The organism is Endozoicomonas sp. SESOKO3 (genome assembly GCF_024606255.1).
Map to the genome: position 1 here is coordinate 1 of NZ_JAHHPR010000167.1, position 26705 is coordinate 26705.

Below are 26705 nucleotides of genomic sequence, written 5' to 3' on the forward strand. Positions count from 1 at the left end.
GACCAATTTATTGCAACCGCAGTAGGACAGCCTTAAGTCCGACAGGCTGCTAGGTAGCAGGTATCAGTAAACAGGAAGGAGAATTCAGGAGAGCAGAATGCCAAAGCTTACCATGAATGAATTGCGTGAGTATCGCGTGAGTATCATACGTATAGTTGAAAGTTACCATTGCTCTAATCCAGGAGTGTTTGGGTCTCTGGCTCGAAATGGCTATATCGATGAGGGGAATGATATTGACATTCTGGTAGAATCCACTGACCAGACAACACTTTTTGATATTGGTAATATCGAATGCGACTTGAAAGATCTGTTGAATATTCCTGTTGATGTAGTCGCTCGTGAATCTATTTATGAACCCTATAGAAAGCAAATAGAGCAGGACATTAGGGTGTTGTGAATTATGGTCAAGGAAGTGAGATATCCAGTGGAGAAAATGCTGGAAAGCATTGAATGTATTGAGCGTAATCTGGCAGTTGCACATTGGCCCGGTTCAAGGCAGATAGACAGTTACAGGATGTCGTAATGGTGCGCATGGTCATTATTGGGGAAGAAGCTGGCAAAGTCATGAAAATTCCCGGGTTTGAGCCCGCTCCAGCTCTTCGGTCATCGCTTCGAGGTGCAGGGCAAATGCGTAACAGGGCTGCTCATGCTTATGGAACTCTGGATATAGAACTGGTTTGTCGAACCATCGAACAAAATTTGCCAGAGCTTAAAAGGCTATTAAATTCAATTTAGAAAGCCTGCAAAGGAAGATAGAATCAATGATGAAAATGGTAAAGACTGTTCAACAATTCATGGTGGGGCTGGTCTGCCTGATGGCGGCGGGAATGTCTTATGCTGCACCTGTTTTGCAGCCACCGGAAGAGGAAGTCAAGAGGATTACTTCCGAGCTGCTGGATACCTTCAATAAGAATAAGGAGCGTTACCAGAAAGACCCTGAAGGTTTTTTCAGGGAAGTCAATCGACTTTTATCTCCGGTAGTGGCATTTGATCAGGTAGCCCGCTATGTCATGGGCAAATTTGCTCACCGCAGCCCTGATCAGGTTGATAAGTTTGAATCGGCATTCAGAGACAGTCTGATCCGTTTCTATGGCAAGGCACTATTGTCTCTGGACGACACTAGCCTGATTATCGACAGTGTGGATAAAACTTCTCCCGAGCTGCTGAAAAAATATCAGGAAGGCCAAACCAGTCGTGTCCCCGTCAAGATGAAGGTTCGCACCAGCACCAACACGGTCGAGATCTTTTACTCAATGGTACACGTTGATGGTCGCTGGAAGCTGCGAAACGTGTCTATTGAAGGCATCAACATTGCCAAGCAGTTCCAGAGCCAGTTTGCCGATGCTATGAAAAAGCACAAGAAAGTGCCTTACGTGGTAGAGCACTGGGCTGCCATCATGTCGGCTTCAACAGACGGGAACATTAACAAGTAGTCTGGTCAATTTTTTACTGTGAGCATTCAGGAATTCAAATTATGCAGCTTGAACGATTGGCGCCAGGGCAGTTTTCACTTCGCGGGATTGTCAATGTTGATAATGCTGTCGAAGTGGAGAGTGAGGGACGTAGACTGTTGGAAGAGGACATAGCTCCCGGAGGTGTCCTGAGAGTCAGTCTTGGAGAACTGCTAAAAGGAGATAGCTCAACCCTTTCTGTCTGTCTGTCCTGGATCAGGCTGGCTCAGAGTAAGGGCGGGCATCTCTGCCTCTCTGATATGCCGGAGGAGCTTGCTGCCCTGGCCAAGGTCTGTGGAATAGCACCCATTTTGCAGGAAAGTACTTGCCCCACTTCCTGATTGAACGTAATTGCAGTCTTTTGGCTGCCAGTCCCCTTTGGGACTGGTCAGTGCAGTCAATGTCCGATATGATTCATCGATTTGCCCGCAAGCATGTACGGCGAGCACAGGCTTGTTGAATGGCTGTTGGATTTTTTCATGGAAATACCACTGTTGGGTGGTGTTTTTGTGTTTATGCTTTTGAGGCGTGAGACGGCTTTTATCCGGTTCATGCCTGTTTTGAGAGGTGAATGCATGCAAGCCACCGAAGTTAAGGCGCTGCTGGAAGAGAGTATCCCGGGGTCAAAGGTTCTGGTAGAAGGGGAAGGATGTGACTTTCGACTCACCGTTATCAGTGACCAGTTTGAAGGGGCCCTGCCCGTTAAACGTCAGCAGATGGTATACAAACACCTGAATGAACTGATCGCCAGTGGTGCCATTCATGCGGTGACCATGACCACCCAGACACCTTCCGAAGCTCAGCGTCAGACCTAACCAGCAGATCACAGGTGAAACTATGATGGATAAACTGATTATCACTGGTGGTACGCGTCTGGATGGCGAAATTCGTATCTCCGGTGCCAAGAATTCTGCGCTGCCTATTCTAGCAGCCACCCTGCTGGCGGATGACCCGGTTACCGTCTGTAACCTTCCTCACTTGCACGATATCACTACCATGTTTGAGCTGTTTGGCTGTATGGGTATTGATCTGATGGTCGATGAGCGTATGAACGTTGAAGTTCATGCCAGTACCATCAAACAGCTAAGAGCTCCCTATGAACTGGTAAAAACCATGCGGGCTTCCATTCTGGTTTTGGGGCCTCTGTTGGCCCGGTTCGGTCGTGCTGAAGTCTCTCTGCCTGGTGGCTGTGCCATCGGCAGTCGCCCGGTTGATCTTCACATTCGTGGCCTTCAGGCTATGGGGGCTGACATTGTGGTTGAAGACGGTTACATCAAGGCCAGCATCAAGGACCGTCTGAAAGGTGCCCGTATCTTTATGGATACCGTCACCGTCACCGGAACTGAAAACATTCTTATGGCAGCCTGTCTGGCAGACGGTGAAACCATTATTGAGAATGCTGCCCGTGAGCCGGAAGTGGTTGATCTGGCGGAATGCCTGATGACCATGGGTGCCAGGATTGAAGGTGCTGGTACCGATGTTATCCGTGTTCAGGGCGTTGAGCGTCTGAACGGATGTACTTATTCAGTTCTGCCCGATCGTATCGAAACCGGTACTTATCTGATCGCTGCCGCTGCAACCGGTGGCAGAGTTCGCCTTAAGGATACTCAGCCTGATCTGCTGGATGCGATTCTGATCAAGTTACGTGAAGCCGGAGCCTGCGTGGAATGGGGCGAAGATTGGATTGAGCTGGACATGATGGGTAAACGTCCCGCAGCGATTGATCTCAAGACGGCTCCCTATCCTGCCATGCCTACAGATATTCAGGCACAGTTTACGGCCTTGAACCTGATTTCTGAAGGCGTCGGTAGTATTACAGAGACCGTCTTCGAAAACCGCTTCATGCATGTTCAGGAAATGAAGCGAATGGGCGCTGACGTGAAAGTAGAAGGCAACACGGTTGTGATCAAAGGGGTTGATTCTCTGAAGGCGGCTCCTGTTATGGCGACAGATCTGAGGGCGTCAGCCAGTCTGGTCATCGCGGGTCTGATCGCTGAAGGTGACACGGTTGTTGAGCGCATCTATCACATTGATCGTGGTTACGAATGTATTGAAGAGAAGCTTCAGCAGCTCGGTGCGAAAATTCAGCGGGTACCTGCCTGATAGTCTCCTGAACCCGAAAAACTTATGGCGGTCATGTGTCAGGGGAAGCTTCCAGCTATCCCCTGATCTTGTTAGATCAGTTCTGAATCTTTTTCTCTCATAAAAGTATAAAAACTCCCTGTCGGTACGGCAGTCTAACACTCACGTCATGTTCTGTTTGGTGTAAACTACCCCACTTAACGCGAAGGAAGCCTGTCCCAGATGTCTAGCCAGATCACAATAGCGCTTTCCAAAGGGCGCATACTTAAAGATACGCTGCCACTGCTTAAGGAGGCGGGTATTGAGTTAGCTGAAGACCCTGCCAAGAGCAGGAAGCTGATTATTTCTACCACTCATCCAGACGTCAACCTTTTGATTGTCAGAGCCAGTGACGTACCCACTTATGTTGAGTACGGTGCTGCTGATGTGGGGGTGGCGGGAAAAGATGTGTTACTGGAACATGGATCGACAGAGCTTTATGAGCCTTTGGACTTGCAGATTGCCCAATGCAAGCTGATGACTGCGGGTAAAAAAGGGCATGAAGAGCCGACAACCGGTCGGGTCAAAGTAGCGACCAAGTTTGTGAATGTCGCCAGACGCTACTACGCCTCTCAGGGGCGTCAGGCTGATGTAATCAAACTTTACGGGTCTATGGAGCTGGCACCGCTGGTGGGTCTGGCAGATACCATTATTGATGTCGTTGATACCGGTAATACTCTGAGGGCCAACGGGCTGGAGCCAAAAGAATTGATCACTCACGTATCCTCCAGACTGGTTGTAAACAGAGCTTCCATGAAAGTGAAGTTTGAAGCCATTAATGCACTGATTCAGCAGTTGAGAGCTGCAGTAGACGCACAAACCTATTAACAGCCATGACTGATGAACGTTTTTTGCCTCAATCCCGGATAAAAGGGTTTTCATGGCAGCTTTCGTGGTAAAAAGTTCATGGTAAAAAAGAGTGACGGAGTAATACGATGACGGTAAATCCTGTACAACTGAGCTACGAAAATCAGGATTTCAATGAGCAGCTGGATCGGCTGCTGGCCTGGGAAAGTGTCTCTGATGAAGAGGTTCAGCATCGTGTTAAGCATATCATTGCCGAAGTGCGCTCCCGTGGTGATGAGGCTCTGGTAGAGTTTACCCATCGATTTGATCGCCTTTCCGTTTCTGGTATGGCGGATCTTACTCTGGGAGAAGAGCAGCTACAGAAGGCACTGGAAACCATCCCGCAGGAACAGAGAAAGGCTCTGGAAGTTGCTGCTAAAAGAATCAGAAGCTATCACGAGCGTCAAATGCAATCTTCCTGGACTTACGAAGAAGAGGATGGAACCCTGCTTGGGCAACAAGTGTTGCCTATGGATCGTGTAGGTCTTTATGTGCCGGGAGGCAAGGCTGCCTACCCTTCATGCGTTATGATGAATGCCATCCCGGCTCATGTTGCTGGCGTAAAAGAAATTGTTATGGTGGTGCCCACACCGGATGGTGTCGTCAATGACATGGTGCTTGCCGCTGCCGCTGTTGCTGGCGTCAAGAAAGTGTTTACCATAGGTGGGGCCCAGGCTGTAGCCGCTCTTGCCTATGGTACTGAAACCGTTCCCGGCGTGGACAAGATCGTTGGCCCTGGCAATATCTATGTTGCCACCGCTAAGCGTGAAGTGTTTGGTCAGGTAGGTATCGATATGATCGCAGGTCCATCTGAAATTATGATAGTCTGCGATGGTCGTACAGATCCGGACTGGATTGCTATGGATCTGTTTTCTCAGGCTGAGCACGACGAAGACGCTCAGGCGATTCTGGTGTCTCCGGATCAGTTTTTTCTTGATCAGGTTATAGCAAGTATGCGTCGATTGCTGCCCGACATGGAGCGTAAGAAGATTATTGCAGAATCGCTGAACAACAGAGGCATTATGATCCATGTTCCGAATATGAAAGCCGCCTGTGACGTCACCAACCGAATCGCTCCTGAACACCTCGAGTTATCAGTAGAAAATCCTCAGGCTCTGTTGTCTGATATCCGTCATGCCGGTGCTATTTTTATGGGTCGTTACACAGCCGAAGCCTTGGGTGATTATTGTGCCGGTCCGAATCATGTATTGCCTACCTCCGGTACTGCGCGTTTTTCCTCCCCGCTGGGGGTTTATGATTTCCAGAAGCGATCTTCTCTGATTCATTTTTCATCCGAAGGGGCTTCAGAAATGGGTAAAGTAGCCTCTGTGCTGGCGCGAGGAGAATTTCTGACAGCTCACGCCCGTTCAGCGGAATATCGTATCAAGAAATGAAGCATCGACTCTTGGTATGTCATTTTCATTCATTCTCGGGGTAAGCAAAAAGTCTGTTATCGGAGCGGTTATCCTCAGCACTGTACCATTGCTATTCAGTTCCTGGGCGGCCTCGGTGTTAATCCGGTACCAGACTGATCTATCCGATCTAAGTATTGGGCAATGGTTCCCTTTCTTTCTATTGAGTGCTGCGACCATGGCTCTGGCTCTGACTCCCAGTACTTTTGTTGCAATGCTAGCAGGTTTTTTTCTGGGCTGGGATGCCATCCTCTATATGTTGCCAGCCTATTTGTTGGCTTCAGCAATGGGCTACTGGGTAGGTGTACTCCTGGATGGTGGACACCTGATGCAATCCATTCAAAACAACCCACGGGTCAAAAAAACACTGGAAACCCTGAATGCCAGTGGTTGGAGCCTGATGTTTCTGATCAGGCTTTCGCCCGTTCTGCCTTTTGCATTAATGAACCTTTTAATGCCCGCACTGAATATTTCGTTTTCGGTTTTCCTGCTGGGTGGTTTTTTTGGCATGCTTCCCAGAACACTTTTTTCCATCTGGTTGGGCATCAAAGCTCACGACATTATTTCACTGATGAATGGCGAGTTATCAGTGCCGGAGTCAAGCTGGTTGGTAATGCTGCTGATTGTTGTGTCCGTCGGTGGGCTCCTCTTTCTGTTGAATCGTGCAGCAAAACAGGCACTGACGATATAACTGGAAAATGATCAGATAAGCTTGGCACCTGCTATGTTTGTCACTCTCAGCTGAATAAATAGAGGCAAGCATGTGCAGGATAGTTCGGGGGGCATTGTTTGTGGGTTTATATCTGATTTTAATGTGTCTCAATGGTTGGGCTCTGGGGTCTTCCAAAACAGAAGCCGTTTGTCACTCATCTGGAACAAAAGTGTGTGTGACGGTTGAACAGAATGATTATGAAAAGTGGCTTTGGTTTTCCACATCATGCCATTCGGACTGTGTCTATTATCACGATGCTTTTGTGGAACAGTTTCTTCCTCTGGAACATCTGACCCATATTGCTCATTTCGGAATAAATCTTCGGAAAAAAACAGATGGCAAGCTGGTTTGGAGCCATTATAAGCTAGGCAGTGGTTATAAAAAGCAGGCTTTGATCGTCGAGGTGGAAGTGACAAAGCAGGATCGCTTTGAGAGTATTGGTGGCAGGCAGTTCAACCATATGCTGTTGGATGATCTGACCAGACTCCAGCCTGTAACCCCGGAAATATTGAAACGTTACCATACCAATTATGATGAATGGCTTTGGTCGGGTGTGGCTTATGTGGGTACCTTTTTTGCCGGTGTTATCGGTACCATGATTTTGCTGATATTTATAGGATAATCCTCAATCAGTTGACCATGTTGGGTCGTGTAGCGACAACCGCTTTCATTTCAAGAGGTTGGTTATTACGCAGAATCTGCAAGGTCACTTCACTCCCCGGTGGTTCCTGGGCCACCATATTCATGACTTTCCTGCCATCGCTGGTATTGATGTTATTGATGGCTATCAGAATGTCTCCGCGTTTCAGACCGGCCATATCTGCAGGACCATTGTCGTAGACACCTGAAATCAAAATGCCGGCATTGCTTTCGACACCGTAAGCTTCTGCCAACCGGCTGGTAAGTGGTTGTGATTCTATGCCTAGCCAACCCCGCACAACCCGACCGTACTTGATGATGGACTGAGTGACAAATCGAGCCATGCTGGAGGGAATAGCAAAGCCAACGCCTTCATTACCTCCACCTCTGGAAAACAACAGCGTGTTAATGCCCAGCAGTTCACCACGGGCGCTGATCAGAGCCCCTCCTGAGTTACCCACGTTGATGGCGGCATCGGTCTGAATAAAATCTTCATAAGTATTGAGGCTGAGGTCATTCCTGCCAGTTGCACTGATGATCCCCATGGTGACTGTTTGCCCCAGTCCAAAGGGGTTACCAATCGCCAGAACGACGTCCCCCACTTCGTTTTGACCAGAGTCAACAAGATTCAGGCTGGGTAAATCGTTTAGATCTATTTTCAGTACCGCAAGGTCCGTCTCCGGGTCCCTGCCGACAATCGCTGCAGATTCTTCCCTACCATCTTTCAGTACAGCCACAATTCGGTCGGCGCCTTCGATAACGTGATTGTTGGTCAGCAAGTAGCCGTCAGGGCTGATGATGACTCCGGAGCCAAGGCTGGTTTCTACCTTGGCTCTGCCAAGATTATTTTCTGTGAAGGGGCTCTTGGGCATTCTCGAGCGGCTGGATTCATCGACCAATGTGGCGGTAGCAATGTTGAACACTGCAGGTGCTGCTATCTTGACTGCCGAGCTATAGGAAATCTCGCCAATGCCCAAGAGTTGTTCACTCCTGTTGAGCACATTATTGAAATTCAGTTGGGGCAGGCCCAGCCAGTTCGGAGCAAACAATATCGCCAGCAAGGCCACAATCAGGCCTGACAGGGCGGGGTAGATGAGCTGGTTGAGAAGTTTTTTCATGATGTACTTGTCAGTGATTGTGGGCCGGGGCTTTCGTTGCTGTAAATAAAAATTCTTGAAACCTGCAAGCCAGCAGTATAATTCCTTAATATACCTGTATTTCTTGGCTGATAGATAGCCCCGAAACTTGTGCAAAGCGGGTCGATAAACATGGCGTCAAAGGCTCTCAGATTCAATAAACAGTGGAGTGGAGAATGAGCATCACCCTGAAACAGCTGGTGAAGATCCTGGATGATGAACTTCAGCCAGGGCTGTTCAAAGATTATTGCCCCAACGGCCTACAGGTCGAAGGGAGCGATCAGGTTAAACATCTTGTGACCGGTGTAACCGCCTGTCAGGACTTGATTGATAGGGCCATTGAACTCAACGCCAACGCTATTTTGGTTCATCACGGTTACTTCTGGAAGGGGGAAGATTCTGCCATTGTAGGTATGAAGAAGCGCCGGATTGAAACGCTTCTCAAGCACAACATCAGCTTAATCAGCTATCACCTGCCGCTGGATGGGCATCAGGAGTTGGGTAACAATGCCCAGTTAGCCAAACTCCTTTGCTGGAAGACAGAGGGTGGCATGGAGCCGGGAAAAAATCGCTCTGTAGGTAACTGGGGAGCACCTGTGGCTCCCGTTTCTCTGGAAGCTCTGGGGGAGCAGATTGAAGAAAAGCTGGGTCGTAAACCTCTGCTGATTTCGGGCGGTGACCATGAGATCAAAACTCTGGCCTGGTGTACTGGTGCTGCCCAGCGCATGATTGATCTGGCTCTGGATCTGAAGGTAGATGCTTTTGTGAGCGGTGAAATCTCCGAATCGACGGTTCATTTTGCCCGTGAAAATGGCATTCACTACATCAGCGCCGGACACCACGCTACTGAGCGCTACGGTGTCAGGGCTCTGGGCGAATGGTTGCAAGAAAAGCAGGCTATTGAACATACTTTTGTCGATATCGATTCTCCCGTTTGATTTTCAGGCTGAATAGGCAGATGGATACCTTATTGCGTTTCCGGCGGCGTTTTGGGGTTAATATAATGTTATGAATTATTGGTATAGTTTTTTTGTTTTATATTCCAATGGTGCTGCTAGTATTCGAGCTAAGAACAATTTTTAGCCAGCTTCGGGTCTAGCATTCATGTCTGATACAGCCACTCAGGAGAGCACTCAAGAAGGTGCTAACGAGCTTTCTGGAGAGCGCCTCAACCATTTGAAGCAGCTCGAAGCAGAGAGCATCCAGATTATCAGGGAAGTTGCTGCCGAGTTTGATAACCCGGTTATGCTCTACTCTATTGGTAAAGATTCAGCGGTCATGTTGCATCTGGCAATGAAAGCCTTTTATCCGGGTAAACCGCCTTTTCCCCTCATGCATGTAGATACCACGTGGAAATTCAGGGAAATGATTCAGTTCCGTGACAGGTTGGTCGACGACCTGGGTCTTGAGTTGATTGTTCATATCAACCAGGACGGTGTTGAGCAGGGCGTAGGCCCTTTTTCCCACGGTAGCGCTAAACACACTGATATAATGAAAACCCAGGCCTTGAAACAGGCTTTGGACAAGCACGGTTTTGATGCTGCATTTGGTGGGGCTCGTCGTGATGAGGAGAAATCACGAGCGAAAGAGCGGGTTTACTCTTTTCGGGACAAGCACCATCGCTGGGATCCCAAAAATCAGCGCCCGGAACTCTGGAATATCTACAACAGTGAAGTAGAGAAGGGTGAAAGCATTCGGGTCTTCCCCCTGTCCAACTGGACTGAGCTGGATATCTGGCAGTATATCTATCGCGAGAATATTCCCATTGTTCCACTCTATCTGTCTAAGGAACGCCCGGTGGTAGAGCGTGATGGCAATCTGATTATGGTTGATGACGAACGTATGCCTCTGGAACCCGGCGAGAAGCCAGTGATGAAGAAAGTGCGCTTCCGTACCCTGGGCTGTTATCCATTGACGGGAGCCGTTGAGTCAGAAGCGGACACTCTGCCTGATGTGATCCGGGAAATGTTGCTCACCAAAACATCTGAACGTCAGGGCCGTGTTATTGACCATGACAGTGCCGGTTCTATGGAGAAGAAAAAGCAGGAAGGTTATTTCTAATGAGTCATCAATCTGATCTGATCGAGTCTGATATTCAGGAATACCTGCGTCGGCATGAGCAGAAAGAAATTCTGCGTTTTCTGACCTGTGGCAGTGTTGACGATGGCAAGAGCACACTGATTGGTCGACTTTTACATGACACCAGCATGATCTATGAAGATCAGCTGGCTTCCGTTGAAAACGACAGCAAGCGTGTTGGAACCCAGGGCGAAAAAGTCGATCTGGCACTGCTGGTGGATGGTCTTCAGGCTGAGCGCGAGCAAGGCATTACCATTGACGTGGCCTACCGTTACTTCTCCACTGAAAACAGGAAATACATCATTGCCGACACTCCGGGTCACGAGCAGTACACCCGGAACATGGCGACTGGTGCTTCCACCTGTGATCTGGCCATTATTCTGGTGGATGCCCGTCAGGGAGTACTGACACAGACTCGCCGTCATACCTATATTGCCAGCCTGCTGGGTATCAAACATCTGGTAGTAGCTATTAACAAGATGGATCTGGTGGACTTCAGCCAGAAACGTTTTGAAGAGATTCGGAATCAGTACCTGGATTTCTCCGAGTCACTGAACCTGGGCGATGTTCGTTTTGTCCCGGTATCGGCTCTGGATGGCGATAATGTTGTTTATCGCAGTGAAAAAGCTGACTGGTACACAGGCCAGACTCTGATGGAAGTAATGGAAAGTGTAGAGGTTGCCCATGACCGTAACCTCGATGATTTCCGTCTTCCGGTTCAATACGTGAGCCGACCCGATCTCGATTTTCGTGGTTATGCCGGAACCATTGCTTCTGGTGCAGTGAAGCCTGGCGACAGAGTTAAGGTGCTACCTTCAGGACTGGAAAGTGCAGTTGAAAGAGTAGTTACCTACGACGGTGATCTGGATAAAGGTTTTGCCGGTCAGGCTGTCACTCTGACACTGAAGGACGAGATCGATATCAGCCGGGGTGACATGCTGGTGCACGCCCGGGATGATATTTCAGTTTCTTCTCGCCTGAATGCCAGTGTTGTCTGGATGGCAGAGCAGGCAATGAAGCCAGGACGTCAGTATCTGATTAAATTTGCCACCACTAAAGTGGCAGGAAGTTTTACGGGTATTAACTATAGAGTGGATATTAACACTCTGAAACAACAGGATGCCGATGAACTGGCACTGAATGAGATAGGCTCGTGCAAGCTGGCACTCACGCAGCCTGTTGTTTTTGATCGTTATGTAGATAATCGTCAAACCGGTGCCTTTATTGTTATTGATCGCTTAAGCAATGCAACCGTTGCTGCTGGTATGGTTGAATCTGTTGCTAATGAGGGTGATACCGCTGATAAGGTTCTGGCCAGTGACAGGGCAAATCGACTGCGTCAGGAGTCAGCTCTGGTTCTGGTTGACGGTTCTGAAGCTTATCTGCAGAAAGTAGAGCGTCACTTGTTTGATCGTGGTCTATTGCCTGTCATCGTTGATCAGCAGGATCAACACTGGGTTCAGAAAACAGAAGCCCTGCTTCAGGCGGGACTGGTTGTTCTGATGGCCAGGACTGAGCTGAAAGACCTGCAGGTTGAGGTTTTACACAATATCAACGAGTCAGACAGTCTGTCGGCTCTCGTCAATTCTCTGTCTTTGTGACAGAGACGGGTTATCGCAATTCTCCGGTTGCGATAGCCCCTTTTCCTGACTTAAATCCCACAGGCTCCTGAACACTGTCTGATCTTTCATAAACATCTCCAAATTCAATGGGCATAGCCCTGTTTAATGGATACTCTGAACCAGAGCCATCAGGGTCCGGGCGAAATACGTATAAATGCTGGTACAGAGTCTCGACCCCCTGATTCAATATTGCTGTCTTCTACAATGGGGTTATTGGTACTTTGTTCAGCCTGTAATGTGTTTGGGGGTTGAATCGGGACTGCTCCCCTAAGAGTCTGACTGAGAAGAGCGCATGAACTGCCTGTCCCGGCCAGTCCCTCATATTTTTTGATTTCTGGAGCCGAAATGAAAGCCGACTTTTACGCTGGACTGCGTGAGCAGCTGGAAGACCTTAAAAAAGAAGGTTTGTACAAAAGCGAGCGAGTTATTACCTCCCAGCAGCAGGCTGATATCACTGTTAACACCGGTGAAGAGGTCATTAATTTTTGTGCCAACAACTATCTCGGGTTGGCCAATTCCCCTGAGCTGATAGAAGCAGGCAGGCAGGCACTGGATGAATACGGTTACGGTATGGCCTCCGTACGTTTTATCTGTGGTACCCAGAATGTGCACAAGGAATTGGAAAAACGCATTTCCGAATTCCTGGGCATGAATGACACTATCCTCTATTCCTCCTGTTTTGACGCTAATGCCGGTCTTTTTGAAACCCTGCTGGGACCGGAAGATGCCGTTATCAGTGATTCTCTCAACCATGCCAGCATCATAGATGGTGTACGTTTGTGTAAGGCCAAGCGTTTCCGTTACGCCAACAACGATATGGCAGATCTGGAAGCCAAACTGAAAGAAGCGACAGAAGCAGGTGCCCGTTACAAGCTGATCGCAACGGACGGTGTATTCTCCATGGATGGCGTTATTGCCAACCTCAAAGGTGTCTGCGATCTTGCGGACAGGTACGATGCCATGGTGATGGTGGATGATTCCCATGCCGTAGGTTTTGTCGGTGAAAATGGCCGTGGTACCCACGAATACTGTGGCGTAATGGATCGTGTGGATATTATTACCGGTACCCTGGGCAAGGCTCTGGGCGGTGCTTCTGGTGGTTATACCTCTGCCCGCAGCCCTGAAGTTATCGACTGGTTGCGTAACCGTTCCCGTCCTTACCTGTTCTCCAACACCCTGAGTCCAACCATTGCCAGTGCTTCTATCAAGGTTCTGGATATGCTGGAGTCCGGTGGTGAGCTACGTGAGAAGCTGCGCCATAACTCGGATTACTTCCGCACCGAGATGGAAAAGCTGGGCTTTACACTGGCAGGTAATGGGCATGCGATTATTCCGGTCATGCTGGGTGATGCCTCACTGGCTGCTGAGTTTGCGGAACGAATGCTGAAAGAAGGAATCTATGTAGTAGGATTCTCCTTCCCGGTTGTTCCAAGGGGGGCAGCCCGAATTCGTACCCAGATGTCGGCTGCTCATAATCAGGAACACATGGATCGAGTCATTGTAGCCTTTGCCAAAGTAGGTCGTGAGCTGGGCATTATCTCCTAGAGAGCCTCCTAGAGAGAGTCTCCTGAGAGCCGCCCAAAGAGCCTGCAGAGCAGAGTTAAAAGGAACCTGACATGAAAACCCTGGCAAAACTGAAAGCGGAAAAAGGCATCTGGCTGGCCGACAAGCCCAGGCCGGAAGCTGGCTATAACGATGTTCTGATCAAGATTCGCAAAACGGCGATCTGCGGAACCGACATGCATATCTACAACTGGGATGAGTGGTCTCAAAATACCATCCCTGTTGGAATGCACGTAGGGCACGAATTCATTGGTGAAATCGTGGAGATGGGCGAAGGCGTGCGTGGTTTTGAAATAGGCCAGCGTGTCTCTGGTGAAGGTCATATTACCTGCGGTCACTGCCGCAACTGCCGTGCAGGCCGTCGTCACCTGTGTAATTTCACTGTCGGTGTGGGTGTCAATCGAGACGGAGCTTTCGCAGAGTACCTCTGCATACCAGCGACCAATGCGTTCCCGATTCCCGATGACATCAGTGATGATCTGGCCTCCATCTTCGATCCATTTGGTAACGCTGTACACACAGCTCTGTCGTTTGATCTGGTGGGTGAAGATGTATTGATCACCGGTGCTGGTCCTATCGGCATAATGGCTGTTGCAATCTGCAAACACGTGGGTGCTCGTAACGTCGTCATTACTGATGTAAACGAATACCGTCTGAATCTGGCCCGTGAAATGGGGGCCACCCGCGCTGTGAATGTTGCCACTGAAGATCTGAAAGAGGTGATGGCAGAACTGGGCATGGTAGAAGGCTTTGACGTAGGTCTGGAAATGTCAGGTAATGGTCGTGCTTTCCAACAGATGCTGGAAAGCATGAACTACGGTGGCAAAGTATCCCTGCTGGGTATTCCTTCCAGCGATACAATCATTGACTGGAACCAGGTAATCTTCAAGGGTCTGGTGATCAAGGGTATCTATGGCCGTGAGATGTATGAAACCTGGTATAAGATGACCAGCATGCTTCAGTCCGGTCTGGATATTTCCCCGGTGATTACTCACCGGATGCCCGTGGATGATTTTCAGAAAGGTTTTGAAATCATGGGTTCCGGCCAGTCCGGCAAAGTGATTCTTGACTGGAGCTGACCGTGCATCCACCGATGTTGAGGAGGTAAATGCTCAACATCGGCCTGTCCATTCAATGTACGACACTGCTTACTGCGACTGTTTTTATCTCACGTCTCCTATTACTGCAAATTGCCAGACAGAAGCTATGTAGTTGAGGCTTAACCGAAGTCACCCGCGATGTAGTCACGGGTCTTCTGATTGTCAGCATCTTTGAAGATCTTGCCGGTTTTATCAAACTCAATCAGCTCACCCAGATACATAAAGCCGGTGTAATCAGAGATACGCATGGCCTGCTGCATGTTGTGAGTCACGATCACAATGGTGTACTTCTGACGCAGTTCGGTAATCAGCTCTTCAATGGCGCTGGTGGCCAGTGGGTCCAGAGCCGATGTGGGTTCGTCCATCAGAATTACTTCCGGTTCCAGGGCAATCGTGCGGGCAATGCACAGACGCTGCTGCTGACCACCAGACAGGCTGCTGGCATCGGCATTCAGCTTGTCTTTCACTTCTTTCCATAGATGAGCACGCTTCAGGGCTTTTCTCACACGAATGGCCATTTCCGGCTTGCTCAGTCCACCTTTCATCTTCAGACCGTAGGTAATGTTGTCGTAGATAGACATCGGGAAAGGCGTTGGCTTCTGGAAAACCATGCCAACTTTGGAGCGCAATTCATTCAGGTCCACACCACGTTGCAGGATATTTTCGTTATCCAGCAGAATCTCACCCTCAGCTGACTGGCTGCCATAAAGGTCGAAGATGCGATTCATGGTACGCAGCAGAGTCGATTTACCACAGCCGGAAGGACCAATCAGAGCCGTTACCTTGTTGTTGTAAATAGGCATGTTGATGTTCTTCAGGGCTGGCTCAGAACCTTTGCTGTAAAAGAAACTGAGGTCGTTTATTTCCATTCTTGGCTGCAGAAGGTCGTCGGTCAGGCCGGTTTCTGTCTTGATTTGACTCAGGCTTTCTGTAGCCGCAGGAGCAGTAGCAATGTTCATGTTCATTTGGCTGCCTTTCGAGCTTTGATCCAACGCGGTAAAGCAGTGGACAGAATATTGATAATCAGAATAAATACGGTAATCAGCAGAGCGCCAGCCCAGGCCAGTTCATTCCAGGATTCAAAAGGGCTCATGGCATACTGATAAATGGTCACCGGTAGGTTAGCCATAGGCTTGTCCAGCTCGGTGCTCATAAAATTACTGTTCAGGGCGGTAAACAACAGGGGAGCAGTTTCACCGGTAATTCTGGCCACAGACAACAGAATACCGGTAATAATACCGGGGCCTGCTGCCCGATAGCATAGCTGGGTAATGACTCTCCAGCGCGGAGCGCCCAGTCCGCTACCCGCTTCTTTCAGGGTGGTGGGAACCAGACGAAGCATTTCTTCCGTGGTGCTGACGATAATGGGCAGTGCCAGTATAGCCAGTGCAATGGCACCCGCCCAACCAGAAAAGGAGCCGGTGGTGACTACCACAACCTTGTAGACAAAAAGGCCCACCAGAATGGAAGGTGCACTCATCAACATACCGTTGAGAAAGCGCAGTGCTTCGGCAATTTTTGAGCTCTTGTCAGATTCAGACAACCAGGTTCCGGCCATTACTCCCAGAGGTGCGGCAATCAGAATACCCAGAGCGGTCAGAATCAAGCTGCCGATAATGGCGTTTTTCAGGCCTCCGTGGCTACCGGGTCCCGGAGTCAGTTCGGTGAAGACATGCAGACCCATGCCGGAAACACCTTTTCCGACCAGACTGTACAGTACGCTGGCCAGAACCACCAGACCAAACAGTGCACAGAAAGTGCAGAAGCCGATGAAAGCGTAGTTCTTGAGTTTCCTGACTGGCATTATCGCTTCCTCAACAGCAGACGGGCAGCACCCATCACAATAAAGGTCAGTACAAACAGTACGAGACCCAGGCTGATCAGAGCTGAGATGTGCATCTCATTAGTCGCTTCGTTGAACTGCTGGGCAATCGTAGAAGAAATAGAGCTTGCTGGCATGAACAGCGAAGTCTCTATACGGTTGGCGCCGCCTATGACAAAAGCAACCGCCATGGTTTCGCCCAAGGCACGACCCAGACCAAGGATTCCGGCGCCCACTGCAGCATTCTTGATGCTAGGCAACAGTACACGGGTAATGACTTCATAGGGCGTTGCGCCGACACCGTAAGCCGCTTCCCTGACCACATTGGGAATGGTTTTCAGGGCGTCACGGGTCAAAGCCGTAATAATGGGCAAAATCATGAATGACAGAATGATGCCTGCCGTCATCAGGCCGATGCCGATGGGAGGGCCGTCAAACCAGTGGCCGATTAAAGGCAGGCCAACCAAGTTTTCCAGTGCCCAGAATTGAAAGCCTTCTGAGAACCAGGGCGCGAAGACAAACAGGCCCCACATACCGTAAATAATACTGGGTACAGCGGCCAGCAGCTCAATGGCCATACTAACGGGGCGACTGATCCAGTCCGGAGCCAGCTCGGCCAGGAAGATCGCCGTGCCCAGCCCAACAGGAATGGCAATCACAATGGCAATAAGCGAAGAAACCAGAGTGCCGTAAATGGCTGAGGCAGCCCCAAACTCACTGTTTACCGGGTCCCAGACATTTCGAAATACAAAGCCGGGGCCAAACTCGGAGAGAGCCAGCCAACCGCCGTCAATCAGGGAAAGGATAATCCCGATCAACACCAGAAAAATCAGAATGGCGCTGGTGAAGCTCAGTCTGTAGAAGATTGAGTCACCCTTTATAGCGCTAGGCATCGCAGTTAAAAGCATAAGCAACAACAAGACAGCTGACCAGCACTATGCTGATCAGCTGTCGTTCGTTTCCTGTTTAAGAAAGGCTAGAATAACCGGTTACTTGATAATGGTTTGTCCGTTGCTGGTCAAGTCTTCTTTCCAGACATTCTCTACCATGTTAACTACGCTTGCAGGCATTGGGATGTAGTCCAGGTCTTCCGCGAGTTCACCGCCGTTCTCGTAGCTCCACTCGAAAAAGTCGATGATCTGCTCAGCTTTCTCAGCGTTAACCTGATCCTTGTGCATCAGGATGAAGGTCGCTGCGGTCATAGGCCAGGAATCAGCACCAGGCTGGTTGTTCAGCAGCAGCTCGAAGCCTGGAGCATTTTCCCAGTCGGCATTGGCAGCGGCAGCCTGGAAGGTCTCCATGCTTGGCTGCAGGAACTTGCCATCAGCACTGGCCAGCTGGGTATAGGTCAGGTCGTTTTGTTTTGCGAAAGCATATTCAACATAACCGATAGCGCCACGGGTACGGCCTACGAAGTTGGCGACACCGGCGTTACCGTTACCACCGATAGTGGTTGCTTCCTTGGGCCAGGTGATGTCGGTGTTCCTGCCAATCTTCTCACTCCACTCCGGGCTGATCTGGCTCAGGTAGTCAGTGAAGTTGTAAGTGGTACCGGAACCATCAGAACGATGAACGACGTAAATAGCCTGATTAGGAATCTCGAGATCCGGGTTCAGAGCAGTGATGCGTTCATCATTCCACTTCTTGATTTTGCCCAAGTAGATGTCTGCCAGGACTTCACCGGTCAGCTTCAGAGCACCGGACTCAATGCCGGGAACGTTGATCACTGGCACAATAGCGCCCATCACCATTGGGAACTGGATCATTTCTTCTTTATCCAGTCGCTCTTCATTCAGAGGGGCGTCGCTGGCGCCAAAGTCGACGGTTTTGGCAGTGATCTGACGGATACCACCGCCGGAACCAATGGCCTGGTAGTTGATGCGAATACCGGTTTCTTTCTGGTATTCCTCAGCCCACTTGGCATAGATTGGATGAGGGAAACTGGCTCCCGCACCGTTGATGACTTGTGTCTTGGCAGATGCAGAGAAAGGCGCTGCAGCCAGCATGGAGGACATTACAATAGACTTCAGTAACTTCACTTCTATTCTCCCCGAGAAACTCGCTTGGAGTGTACTTGCGTTTACCAAGAAAAATCTTTTGCCGCGCCGTTATCTGTCAGTGGGTTGTGCAAAATATTTTTCTGTTACCTCAAAATTTGATGGGTGCAAGAATAGGGGGGGAATATTTCAGTAATGTTACAGGTTTGTTTGAATTTTATGAAAATGATGGTGGATCATTCAATCGTCTTCATTTTTGCCTCATAAGCCTCAGAGCATTCAAAGTCACCAAAACCGTACCACCCGCATCCGAAAGCACAGCGGCCATCAACCCCGTTATACCAAACAGGGTGGTCAACAGAAACAGAGTATTTACGCCCAGTGCCAGGGCTATATTCTGACGGGTAATGCTTGCTGTTCTCTTTGACAACTGAATCATACGGGGCAGTTCTATCAGCCGCTCGTGGGTCAGTGCTGCATCGGCGGTTTCCAGAGCCACGTCACTGCCTCGTCCCATAGCAATGCCCAACTCAGCGGTTTTCAGGGCGGGGGCATCATTGATGCCATCGCCTACCATGGCGACAGCGCCACTATGTTGAGCCTGAATTGCTCGCACTGCTTTAACTTTATCTTCTGGTAATAACTCTGCCTGGTAGTCTATGTCCAGTTTTCCAGCAAGAGCGGCAGCTGCACGTCGGTTGTCGCCGGTCATTATGATACTGTCGACACCAATACTTTTTAGTTTTCTGATCGCTTCAACAGCGTCATCACGCAAAGTGTCGGCTAAGCCAATAAGCCCCAGAATGGTTGCTCCGTCTTGAACCACGACTACTGTGTCACCTTCTGATTCCATGGACTCGATGATGGATTTGTTTACACCAAGATCTTTGTCATCAATATAACGGGGAGCCACTACTTTTATGTCTCGCCCCGAGACAGTGCCCTGAACCCCACGGCCGGTTAAAACCTGAATATCAGTGGCTTCTGAAATCGTAAGATTCCTGCTTTTGCTTTCATCAATAATGGCAGTAGCCAAAGGATGGCTGGAGCCCATTTCTACAGAGCCTGCCAGAGAGAGTACTTTATATTCCTGCTCGCTGATGCCAACCACCCGGGTAACCCGGGGTTTACCCTCAGTGAGGGTGCCGGTTTTATCAAAAGCCAGCATCCTTATATTTCTCAGTTGTTCCAGAGCTGCACCACCTTTAATCAGCGCACCAGAGCGCGCAGCAGAAGTCAGTGCCGACGTGACTGCGACTGGAATGGATACGACCAGCGCACAGGGGCAGGCAATCAACAGCAGAGTCAGGGCTTTATAGGCCCAGTGTGTCCAGACTGCGCCGGTAAACAGAGGAGGGATGATCATCACCAGAGCTGCCAGCCCCATGACCATTGGGGTGTACCAGGCACTGAATGCATCAACCATTCTGGCTACCGGTGCACGGCGTTCTTCCGCTTCTTCTATCAGGTTAATGATGCGATCAATCGCATTCTCGCCGGGTTCTGATGCCACTGTTAATCTTACAGGCTGATCGACCACCATGGAGCCTGCCATAATCTTTTCACCGGCTTGTCTGTTCACGGGAATGGATTCGCCCGTTACTGTACTTTCATCAAAAGAGCCATGATCGCAGTGAAGAAAGCCATCCACAGGTAAACGATCGCCGGGTAAAACTTCAATAAGCTCTCCGGGAACCAGAAAGTCTGCAACGACTTCTATGCGTTCACCGTCTTGTAGTTTCCAGGCTGTGTCTGGTATCAGTTGCATCAGGCTTGTTATGCCGGCTTTGGCTTTTCTTCCGGCGAAACCTTCCAACAGTTCACCCAAGGAAAACAGTAGCAATACCAAACCCGCTTCAACGGTTTCTCCCAGAATCAAGGCACCCATTGCGGCAACGGTCATCAGGGTTTCAATGCCGAAACAGGTACCATTTCGAATCTGGTTGAGTGATTTTCTGGCAAAAGGCAGAACGCCCAGAGTGGTCGCCACCAGAAAGCCGAATGAACCCCATGATGGGTCACAGACTTTGGAAATTCCAGCCAGAGTCATCAATACCGCGAGCAGGGTGAAGGTTGAATGGGCTTTCCAGAGAGGCTCTTCCGCTTCTCTCTGGTCAGTACTTTTCAGGGTGAAGCCCAGCTGTTTTACCGTTTTCTCGATGTTTTCTGAGGAGACTTTCTGATCCAGATCGACCACAAGGCGTTCTGTAGCAAAGGCGACTCTGACCTGCTTGACGCCGGCGGAGGCAGCCAGTGCTTTTTCGATGTTTGCCGCACAGCTGGCGCAGTCCATTCCGCTCAGTGACCATCTGTAGCGGGTGGTCGCTCCAAAGGAGGTGACGGGCTGAACCACATTTTCTGCTGGATAGCAGCTTTTCGTCGCTGCGCATTTGGACATGGATGCACTCTTACCAAAAAACATATAAAAACATATTTATATGTTATGCCTGATTTCAGCAGAGTCAACCTGTTTGTTGATAAACACGTGTGCTACTCATCAGAATCTCTAATGAGTAGCGTCAAGGTTGATTTATTTCAGCGTTATCTTGATAGCCTGCTCTGCACATGCCTGATCCAGGTGGCCGCCGGGGGCACCGCCAATTCCGATGCCGCCCACAATCTGTCCATCAACCTTGATTGGCATACCGCCACCGAGCAGCAACATGCGTGCATCCATATCTTTCAGACCTTGCAGGAAAGGCTTATCGGTTACCAGTTTGGCGAGGTTGGCAGTAGGCTGACCCATAGAGGCTGCGGTGAACGCTTTTTTCTGAGCGCTGTCCACAGTGTGTGGTCCAGCCAGCTCAGAGCGGCCGAAGGCTTTCAGGGAACCTGTGCGGTCAACAACAGCAACACTGACGTTGTAACCGTCTTTGCGGCAGAATTGCAGACCCTGATTGACCAGTTCTATCGCGGCTCTGTCAGTCAAGGTTGGCAGGGCGGTGGTTTTTGCCTGTGCGCCAATAGCCAGTCCCGTAGCGATAAAAGCCAGTGCGATGATGCTCTTTTTCATGGTGGTTTCCTTGATGTTTTTCTCGTTGTCTCTGTGATGCTGCCGTCTCAGCGACTGGTTATAGAGTAGTGAGCCAGCATTGCCCTGACCTTGCCTGAACATTACAGGCTGGAAAGGTCCCTTCTTTTCTGACGGTTTACTGGTAAGCTGAGTTCGAAGAAAAATACTAATAATTTGGAGTAGCCTGTTGAATATCCTGATGGTAGAAGACGACTCAGTTATATCCACCTTTGTCAGTGACGGTTTAAAAGAGCATGGCTATGGCGTAGCCCAATGCCAGAGTGCCGAGGAAGCTCTGGATGAAGTCGGTGTTGAGCCTTTCGATCTGGCCATTGTGGATATCATGCTGCCTGGGTTGAACGGCCTGGATCTTGTGAAAACGCTAAGGGGGCAGGGTGCCAACTTTCCTATTCTTTTCCTAAGTGCCCGAAAGGCAGTAGACGACAAAGTTTCTGGTCTGAGAATTGGCGGAGATGACTATCTCACCAAGCCTTTTTCTTTTAATGAACTCCTGGCAAGGGTAGAGGTATTGCTGCGCAGAAATCAATCTACCCGGACAGTGCTATCAGAAAAGCTGAGCTTTCATAACCTCAGCTTTGATCCATCCCGAAAGCTCGCTTGGAGAGGTGATAGGAAACTCTTCCTTCAACCCAGAGAAATGGTTCTGCTGGAGTTCTTTCTTCGAAACTGTGAGAGAGTAATTTCCAGAACACAGATCATGGAGCATGTCTGGGATTATCAGTTCGATCCACAAACCAATGTCGTTGATGTTCTGGTCTGTCGACTCAGAGGCAAGATTGATAAAGATGAATCCGTCAAACTTCTGCACACGATCAGGGGGATGGGTTATGTGCTCAGAGCTGGTGAATAAATCAGTGATGACTGGCACAGGCGAAATGACGCCAACCAAGCAAGTACTAACTCTCTGGTTTGGAGTCATTATGATGGTGATTGCTTCAGTTCTGGGAGCCGTTAGTTATCACCTGTTTGAAGAAGAATTAGTCAGTCGGGACGCCCAGCTGCTGATAGTAATCAACAATAATATGCAGCGCATATACAACAGTAGTGGTCAGGGAAAGATTTTGACAGTACTGGAACGTGATCGTTATTTTCTACGTTTGAGCGGCTACAGTGCCAGCCTTTGGTCCGACGATGGTGATTTGTTGTTTCATGAGGGTGTTGACCTACCGTTTTCTGCAACAGAAAGACTGGATGATGGCAGTCTGGTCATTAAACAGCTGGTGGGTAGCCAGACACTGGTTCTGAGTCTTTCCAGTACCCTGCGTTATGAAGAGCTGGCCAGCTTTCGCAATGTCATGCTGTTAACGCTGATGACACTCTGGATCATCAGCATTCTTCTGGTGGCCTGGCTGAATGATCGGATGTTGAGACCCATCCGCAAGCTGGTAGAGCATGTTAAAACACTGCAACGAAAGGGCTTGCAGGATCAGCTCCCACTGTCGTCTTCCCGAAACAGTGAACTAGGCCAGTTAACCTTGCTCTTAAATCAGCAGATGAACCGGATTGACCAGCTGATTCGCAGTCTTGAAGACACCCTTAATGCTGCAGCCCATGATCTCAGAACTCCTTTGACTCGGATGCGACTCAGTGCAGAAAAAGCCATGAACAATAACGATCCCAAGGCGTTGAAAGAGAGCTTGATGGACTGCCTGGAAGAAAGTGAAAGAATGTTGGCGATGGTGAACAGTCTGCTGGATGTGGCTGCAGTGGAGCAGCATCTGGACGCCAGAGATCGCACACAGGCCAATCTGTCTGATCTGATTACTGAAGCGGCTCAACTCTATGAATATCTGGCGGAGGAGAAGCATATTCAGCTCAGCTTTGAGCTTCCGGGGACAATGAATATCCTGGCCTGTCCAAACCGGTTGCGGCAGGTATTTGCCAACCTTCTGGACAATGCCCTCAAGTTTACACCTGAACAGGGAAGCATTCTGGTTTCGGCCCGAAGAGAAGGTGATTTGTGGCGAGTGTCAATAAAAGATTCTGGCAGTGGCATCGCCACATCCGATCTGCCCCATATTTTTGATCGCCTTTATCGCGGGGATGTCAGTCGAAAAACACCGGGGTTTGGTCTTGGACTGTCATTGGTCAAGGCGATTGTTGAGGCTCACAATGGCAAGATCAATGTAGAAAGTAAAAAAGGGCAGGGGACTGAGTTTAACTGCTTGTTGCCAGCCGTTTAATGAAAGGGAGCCAGTCACCTATTGGCTGGACCACGTTTTCTGCTATTCAAGACTGAAATGATACTCCCGCCGAGCCAGGCGGGAGGTGAATTCCGTCAGCTCGTCGTGGCTGATATGTACTATGCTGCTTTCTATCTCTTATGCACCTTCTATTAGACCTTCCATGGACACACGAGGTGTCAAAAATACAGGCAACGGAACGCTCGCATAAAGGCTGCCTGAGGTAGTGCAGTTGTTTAACGAATGCAGGTGAAAGTATGATCTTTGGGCGTTCCTTTATGACGCTTTTATTTGTGGTGTTCATGTTTTTTTATCAGCAGCTTCTGGCAAACGATACCTATGACCTTGAAGAATTTCGCGAATATCACAAGACAAATTCGAAACTACCTTCTAACCAGCAACAAAAGCGCACAGGTCAGAGCCCACTTGAAAACATCCGTATTGGCTTTGTCAGGCTTGATTTAGCATCTGAGGATGTATCTGGAGATGGGCGACTGGAAATCTGTGAAGGTTATGAAGTTGATGAGCAAGACTTTAAACGTCTGATTGAATTCTTCTTCGAATATGCGAACATGGGTGATCCACAATATCGCAAAGTTTACATTCAAAAGGCGCTGAGACTCATGCGTCATATGTTTACTATGAATATAAATAAGACCATGGAACAAAGTCCTGAAGAGAAACAGATAATAGAAGTAACGGCAAAAAGCCTATTTGAAAAAATGTTTTTTTCTGAATACACAAATGGCGGTATTAATCCTTATTTCAATTATTTCTATTCAGATTCAGCAGCAAGTTATTCCAATTATGCCGGTCTTAATAACCGTTTAGTCCTGATGTTTCTAACTTTTCTTGGTCCCTATTTTCTTACCGATAATGACTTTTATATCTATTTTACCGTGCTGCTTGAAAACTATGTCGAAAATATCTGCGATCAAGCATTAACCTGTGCACTGTTTTCTGAAAATATCAGTGAATGTAATTCTCCGGAAAGCTTTGCCCATCAATTCACTGAAGCCAGACTGGACACAGAAACAGCACTTCTAATTGGCTTAACTGCAATGGCATCAGCCGCTTTCGACTGCATGAATTCAGGGTTGGAATGGCCAGAGACATTGGAAACTTTGTTGCAAACATACTTACCGTACGAGCTTTCGTGCATTATCAACTTCAATATGGCCAAACTCTGCAGCACATGCCCTGTATTACCCGCTATGTATAGTGTGGATGGCATGCAGGAGTTTACAAACAGCATTTTGGGTATTAAACCCGCTCCGTCGCCTGCATTATCGTCAGAAAGTCTGAACACTCTAACGGATTATTCTCGGGATTCAGGCAGTGAGGCTTCTGGGGAGGAGCTGCATGCTGATCGTCAAAATCAGTCAACAGCCATTCACGAACAAAGTGACCTGGTAGCCCAACTACAACGGCCACTAGCAAGCCAGTCTGCAATGGAGGGAATGGATGCAGTTGGAGGTGCCTCAGGAGAAACTAAACGATGTTCAATTTGCTGTGGAGCAATGACAGAAATGATGACGTTCGAAAATTGTGAACACGCAGGTTTTTGTGAGATTTGCGCTGAGCGAATTACACATGAGCAGAGCGGGTGTCCCTTTTGTCGAATAAAATCGAAATCATACAAGAAGGTTATTGATACGTCTTTTCATTGAATGTGCGTGCAGTGCAATAGTATTGCACGGTGCTGTGTTTGCTTGATGTAGTAGTTTAGTTGTTTTAACGAATTCAGGTGAAAGTATGAGCTTAGGCCATTCCTTTAAGATGCTTTTTGTTTTAATGTTTTTGCTTTTTTATCAAAATGGACTAGCAAACGACGCCTATGATCTTGAAGAATTGCGCGAGTATCTCAAGACAAACTGGAAGCCGCCTTCAAAAATAAAACAAAGGTTTACAGGCCAACCCGCTATGAACCCACTTGAAAACATCCATATTGGCTTTGTCAGGATTAATTTGGCCTCTGACGATGTTTCCGGGGATGAGCGACTGGAAATCTGTGAAAATTACGAGGTTGATGACCAAGACTTTAAACGTTTGATCAGCTTTTATTATAATTATGTGAACATGGATGAACAAAGTCAGATAGTTCGCATTCAAAGAGTACTAAGACTAATATATCATCTATTCACTATAAATATAAATAAGATCAATACGATAAACAATTATGATAAAAAACTAATCAATGAAAAAGCAAAAAGCCTATTTGAACAATTGTTTTTGACTGAAAACATAGATGGCAGAAGAAATCTTTATTTCAATTATTTCTACGATACGCTCAAACGTGGCAGGAGTGAACCTTATTACTCCAGGGCAGAATGTTGGTCTGATGAGGTCGGTGTTAATAACGATCTGGTCCTGATGTTTCTGGCTTTTCTTGGTCCCCACTTTCTTTCCAAAAATAAACTTTATACCTGCTTCAGAGCGTTGGATCATAGATATACCAGAAAAAGCTACCAGCGAGCCTTGTCTCGTGGATTGCTTTCTGAAAATCTCAATGAATATAATTCTCCACAAAGCATTGCCACACAATTAACTGCGGCCGCATTGGGCGCAGAAACAGCACTTCTAATTGGTTTAAATGCAATGGCATCAGCAGCTTTCCAGAGTATGAATTCAGGACCGGGATGGCCAGAGACACTGGAAACCTTGCTGACAAGATACTTGCCATATGAACTTCTGCCCATTGTCTACGACCATATAACCAGCCTTTGCTGGCAAGAATACCGAAACCGTTTACCCCCGGTTATGTGTACAGTGGAGGGTATGCAAGCGTTTATACAGGGCATTGTGGGTATTCACATTGACCCCACACCTGCATTATCGGAGACATCATCGTCAGAAAGTCATGACAATCCACGGGATTATTATCTTGGTCCAGACACTGGGACTTCAGATACTGAGGCTTCAGACACCGTGAGTTCAGACACCGTGACTTCAGACACCGTGACTTCAGACACCGTGACTTCAGACACC

At 48.6% G+C, this 26705-nt stretch carries 26 protein-coding genes; 19 read left to right on the forward strand and 7 right to left on the reverse strand.

Annotated elements, in window-relative coordinates:
- Positions 1-97: 97 nt before the first annotated feature.
- From KDK18_RS02870 to KDK18_RS02915, 10 genes are all read left to right on the forward strand, one after another.
- Positions 98-397 (forward strand): nucleotidyltransferase family protein, encoded by a 300-nt coding sequence (locus KDK18_RS02870; protein WP_257253067.1) that lies wholly within the window; start codon positions 98-100, stop codon positions 395-397.
- Between the two features lie 83 nt (positions 398-480).
- Positions 481-735, forward strand: coding sequence for a DUF86 domain-containing protein (locus KDK18_RS02875; RefSeq protein ID WP_257253069.1), 255 nt, complete (start codon positions 481-483; stop codon positions 733-735).
- A 26-nt stretch (positions 736-761) separates the two neighbouring features.
- Entirely contained in the window at positions 762-1433 is a 672-nt protein-coding gene (locus KDK18_RS02880) for a phospholipid-binding protein MlaC (protein ID WP_257253070.1), read from the forward strand.
- Positions 1434-1474: 41 nt separating this feature from the next.
- Entirely contained in the window at positions 1475-1792 is a 318-nt protein-coding gene (locus KDK18_RS02885; protein ID WP_257253072.1) for a lipid asymmetry maintenance protein MlaB, read from the forward strand.
- A 138-nt stretch (positions 1793-1930) separates the two neighbouring features.
- Positions 1931-2266, forward strand: a complete 336-nt coding sequence (locus KDK18_RS02890) for a BolA family protein (protein ID WP_373690726.1) — start codon at positions 1931-1933, stop codon at positions 2264-2266.
- 25 nt (positions 2267-2291) lie between these two features.
- Positions 2292-3554: a UDP-N-acetylglucosamine 1-carboxyvinyltransferase gene (gene murA / locus KDK18_RS02895; RefSeq protein ID WP_257253102.1), complete on the forward strand. Its 1263-nt coding sequence runs from the start codon at positions 2292-2294 to the stop codon at positions 3552-3554.
- A 201-nt stretch (positions 3555-3755) separates the two neighbouring features.
- Positions 3756-4400 carry an ATP phosphoribosyltransferase gene (hisG, locus tag KDK18_RS02900; RefSeq protein ID WP_257253074.1) on the forward strand — a complete coding sequence of 215 codons (645 nt, stop codon included), beginning with the start codon at positions 3756-3758 and terminating at the stop codon, positions 4398-4400.
- A 107-nt stretch (positions 4401-4507) separates the two neighbouring features.
- Positions 4508-5812: a histidinol dehydrogenase gene (gene hisD, locus KDK18_RS02905; protein WP_257253075.1), complete on the forward strand. Its 1305-nt coding sequence runs from the start codon at positions 4508-4510 to the stop codon at positions 5810-5812.
- A gap of 115 nt (positions 5813-5927) precedes the next feature.
- Positions 5928-6521, forward strand: coding sequence for a VTT domain-containing protein (locus KDK18_RS02910; protein ID WP_257253076.1), 594 nt, complete (start codon positions 5928-5930; stop codon positions 6519-6521).
- Between the two features lie 70 nt (positions 6522-6591).
- A complete protein-coding gene (locus tag KDK18_RS02915; protein ID WP_257253077.1) occupies positions 6592-7164 on the forward strand; it encodes a hypothetical protein in 573 nt (190 codons plus the stop codon).
- Positions 7165-7171: 7 nt separating this feature from the next.
- Here KDK18_RS02915 and KDK18_RS02920 read toward each other — a convergent pair whose 3' ends face one another.
- Positions 7172-8299, reverse strand: a complete 1128-nt coding sequence (locus KDK18_RS02920) for a S1C family serine protease (RefSeq protein ID WP_257253078.1) — start codon at positions 8297-8299, stop codon at positions 7172-7174.
- 194 nt (positions 8300-8493) lie between these two features.
- Between KDK18_RS02920 and KDK18_RS02925 the strand changes: the two genes are divergently transcribed.
- The 5 genes from KDK18_RS02925 to tdh all read left to right on the forward strand — a co-directional run bounded on the left by KDK18_RS02925 (position 8494) and on the right by tdh (position 14660).
- Positions 8494-9255, forward strand: coding sequence for a Nif3-like dinuclear metal center hexameric protein (locus KDK18_RS02925; protein WP_306670844.1), 762 nt, complete (start codon positions 8494-8496; stop codon positions 9253-9255).
- A gap of 166 nt (positions 9256-9421) precedes the next feature.
- Positions 9422-10378, forward strand: a complete 957-nt coding sequence (gene cysD / locus KDK18_RS02930) for a sulfate adenylyltransferase subunit CysD (RefSeq protein ID WP_257253079.1) — start codon at positions 9422-9424, stop codon at positions 10376-10378.
- On the forward strand, positions 10378-11997 hold the full coding sequence (gene cysN / locus KDK18_RS02935) for a sulfate adenylyltransferase subunit CysN (protein WP_257253080.1): 1620 nt from the start codon (positions 10378-10380) through the stop codon (positions 11995-11997). The genes cysD and cysN overlap by 1 nt, the downstream gene beginning before the upstream one ends.
- 366 nt (positions 11998-12363) lie before the next feature.
- The gene (locus tag KDK18_RS02940) at positions 12364-13563 is read left to right on the forward strand and encodes a glycine C-acetyltransferase (RefSeq protein ID WP_257253082.1); all 1200 of its coding nucleotides are present in this window, start codon (positions 12364-12366) and stop codon (positions 13561-13563) included.
- 71 nt (positions 13564-13634) lie between these two features.
- Positions 13635-14660 (forward strand): L-threonine 3-dehydrogenase, encoded by a 1026-nt coding sequence (gene tdh, locus KDK18_RS02945; RefSeq protein ID WP_257253084.1) that lies wholly within the window; start codon positions 13635-13637, stop codon positions 14658-14660.
- Between the two features lie 140 nt (positions 14661-14800).
- Here tdh and pstB read toward each other — a convergent pair whose 3' ends face one another.
- The 6 genes from pstB to KDK18_RS02975 all read right to left on the reverse strand — a co-directional run bounded on the left by pstB (position 14801) and on the right by KDK18_RS02975 (position 21615).
- Positions 14801-15550, reverse strand: coding sequence for a phosphate ABC transporter ATP-binding protein PstB (gene pstB / locus KDK18_RS02950; RefSeq protein WP_368736493.1), 750 nt, complete (start codon positions 15548-15550; stop codon positions 14801-14803).
- Positions 15551-15642: 92 nt separating this feature from the next.
- On the reverse strand, positions 15643-16485 hold the full coding sequence (gene pstA / locus KDK18_RS02955) for a phosphate ABC transporter permease PstA (protein ID WP_257253087.1): 843 nt from the start codon (positions 16483-16485) through the stop codon (positions 15643-15645).
- A complete protein-coding gene (pstC, locus tag KDK18_RS02960; protein ID WP_257253088.1) occupies positions 16485-17396 on the reverse strand; it encodes a phosphate ABC transporter permease subunit PstC in 912 nt (303 codons plus the stop codon). Before pstC ends, pstA begins: the two co-directional genes overlap by 1 nt.
- A gap of 96 nt (positions 17397-17492) precedes the next feature.
- Entirely contained in the window at positions 17493-18542 is a 1050-nt protein-coding gene (gene pstS / locus KDK18_RS02965; RefSeq protein ID WP_257253089.1) for a phosphate ABC transporter substrate-binding protein PstS, read from the reverse strand.
- 208 nt (positions 18543-18750) lie between these two features.
- Positions 18751-20898 (reverse strand): heavy metal translocating P-type ATPase, encoded by a 2148-nt coding sequence (locus tag KDK18_RS02970; protein ID WP_257253091.1) that lies wholly within the window; start codon positions 20896-20898, stop codon positions 18751-18753.
- A 132-nt stretch (positions 20899-21030) separates the two neighbouring features.
- Positions 21031-21615 carry a heme-binding protein gene (locus KDK18_RS02975; protein ID WP_257253092.1) on the reverse strand — a complete coding sequence of 195 codons (585 nt, stop codon included), beginning with the start codon at positions 21613-21615 and terminating at the stop codon, positions 21031-21033.
- A gap of 85 nt (positions 21616-21700) precedes the next feature.
- On the opposite strand from KDK18_RS02975, the gene KDK18_RS02980 reads away from it, so the two are divergent.
- The 4 genes from KDK18_RS02980 to KDK18_RS02995 form a co-directional block, all read left to right on the forward strand.
- Complete coding sequence (locus KDK18_RS02980) at positions 21701-22384, forward strand: response regulator transcription factor (RefSeq protein WP_257253094.1); 684 nt, start codon at positions 21701-21703, stop codon at positions 22382-22384.
- 25 nt (positions 22385-22409) lie between these two features.
- Positions 22410-23717: a cell wall metabolism sensor histidine kinase WalK gene (locus tag KDK18_RS02985; RefSeq protein WP_257253095.1), complete on the forward strand. Its 1308-nt coding sequence runs from the start codon at positions 22410-22412 to the stop codon at positions 23715-23717.
- A 278-nt stretch (positions 23718-23995) separates the two neighbouring features.
- Positions 23996-25387, forward strand: a complete 1392-nt coding sequence (locus KDK18_RS02990; RefSeq protein WP_257253096.1) for an RING-HC finger protein — start codon at positions 23996-23998, stop codon at positions 25385-25387.
- Between the two features lie 85 nt (positions 25388-25472).
- Positions 25473-26705 (forward strand): hypothetical protein (locus tag KDK18_RS02995; RefSeq protein WP_257253098.1); only part of this gene is annotated, 1233 nt, incomplete at its 3' end.

Excerpts from the sequence above, each read along its gene's own strand:
- KDK18_RS02870 (WP_257253067.1), top strand. The coding sequence starts at position 98 with ATGCCAAAGCTTACCATGAATGAATTGCGTGAGTATCGCGTGAGTATC.
- KDK18_RS02880 (WP_257253070.1), top strand. The coding sequence starts at position 762 with ATGATGAAAATGGTAAAGACTGTTCAACAATTCATGGTGGGGCTGGTC.
- KDK18_RS02885 (WP_257253072.1), top strand. The coding sequence starts at position 1,475 with ATGCAGCTTGAACGATTGGCGCCAGGGCAGTTTTCACTTCGCGGGATT.
- KDK18_RS02890 (WP_373690726.1), top strand. The coding sequence starts at position 1,931 with ATGGAAATACCACTGTTGGGTGGTGTTTTTGTGTTTATGCTTTTGAGG.
- murA (WP_257253102.1), top strand. The coding sequence starts at position 2,292 with ATGGATAAACTGATTATCACTGGTGGTACGCGTCTGGATGGCGAAATT.
- hisG (WP_257253074.1), top strand. The coding sequence starts at position 3,756 with ATGTCTAGCCAGATCACAATAGCGCTTTCCAAAGGGCGCATACTTAAA.
- hisD (WP_257253075.1), top strand. The coding sequence starts at position 4,508 with ATGACGGTAAATCCTGTACAACTGAGCTACGAAAATCAGGATTTCAAT.
- KDK18_RS02915 (WP_257253077.1), top strand. The coding sequence starts at position 6,592 with ATGTGCAGGATAGTTCGGGGGGCATTGTTTGTGGGTTTATATCTGATT.
- KDK18_RS02920 (WP_257253078.1), bottom strand. The coding sequence starts at position 8,299 with ATGAAAAAACTTCTCAACCAGCTCATCTACCCCGCCCTGTCAGGCCTG.
- KDK18_RS02925 (WP_306670844.1), top strand. The coding sequence starts at position 8,494 with ATGAGCATCACCCTGAAACAGCTGGTGAAGATCCTGGATGATGAACTT.
- cysD (WP_257253079.1), top strand. The coding sequence starts at position 9,422 with ATGTCTGATACAGCCACTCAGGAGAGCACTCAAGAAGGTGCTAACGAG.
- cysN (WP_257253080.1), top strand. The coding sequence starts at position 10,378 with ATGAGTCATCAATCTGATCTGATCGAGTCTGATATTCAGGAATACCTG.
- KDK18_RS02940 (WP_257253082.1), top strand. The coding sequence starts at position 12,364 with ATGAAAGCCGACTTTTACGCTGGACTGCGTGAGCAGCTGGAAGACCTT.
- tdh (WP_257253084.1), top strand. The coding sequence starts at position 13,635 with ATGAAAACCCTGGCAAAACTGAAAGCGGAAAAAGGCATCTGGCTGGCC.
- pstB (WP_368736493.1), bottom strand. The coding sequence starts at position 15,550 with ATGGAAATAAACGACCTCAGTTTCTTTTACAGCAAAGGTTCTGAGCCA.
- pstA (WP_257253087.1), bottom strand. The coding sequence starts at position 16,485 with ATGCCAGTCAGGAAACTCAAGAACTACGCTTTCATCGGCTTCTGCACT.
- pstC (WP_257253088.1), bottom strand. The coding sequence starts at position 17,396 with ATGCCTAGCGCTATAAAGGGTGACTCAATCTTCTACAGACTGAGCTTC.
- KDK18_RS02970 (WP_257253091.1), bottom strand. The coding sequence starts at position 20,898 with ATGTCCAAATGCGCAGCGACGAAAAGCTGCTATCCAGCAGAAAATGTG.
- KDK18_RS02975 (WP_257253092.1), bottom strand. The coding sequence starts at position 21,615 with ATGTTCAGGCAAGGTCAGGGCAATGCTGGCTCACTACTCTATAACCAG.
- KDK18_RS02985 (WP_257253095.1), top strand. The coding sequence starts at position 22,410 with ATGACGCCAACCAAGCAAGTACTAACTCTCTGGTTTGGAGTCATTATG.
- KDK18_RS02990 (WP_257253096.1), top strand. The coding sequence starts at position 23,996 with ATGACGCTTTTATTTGTGGTGTTCATGTTTTTTTATCAGCAGCTTCTG.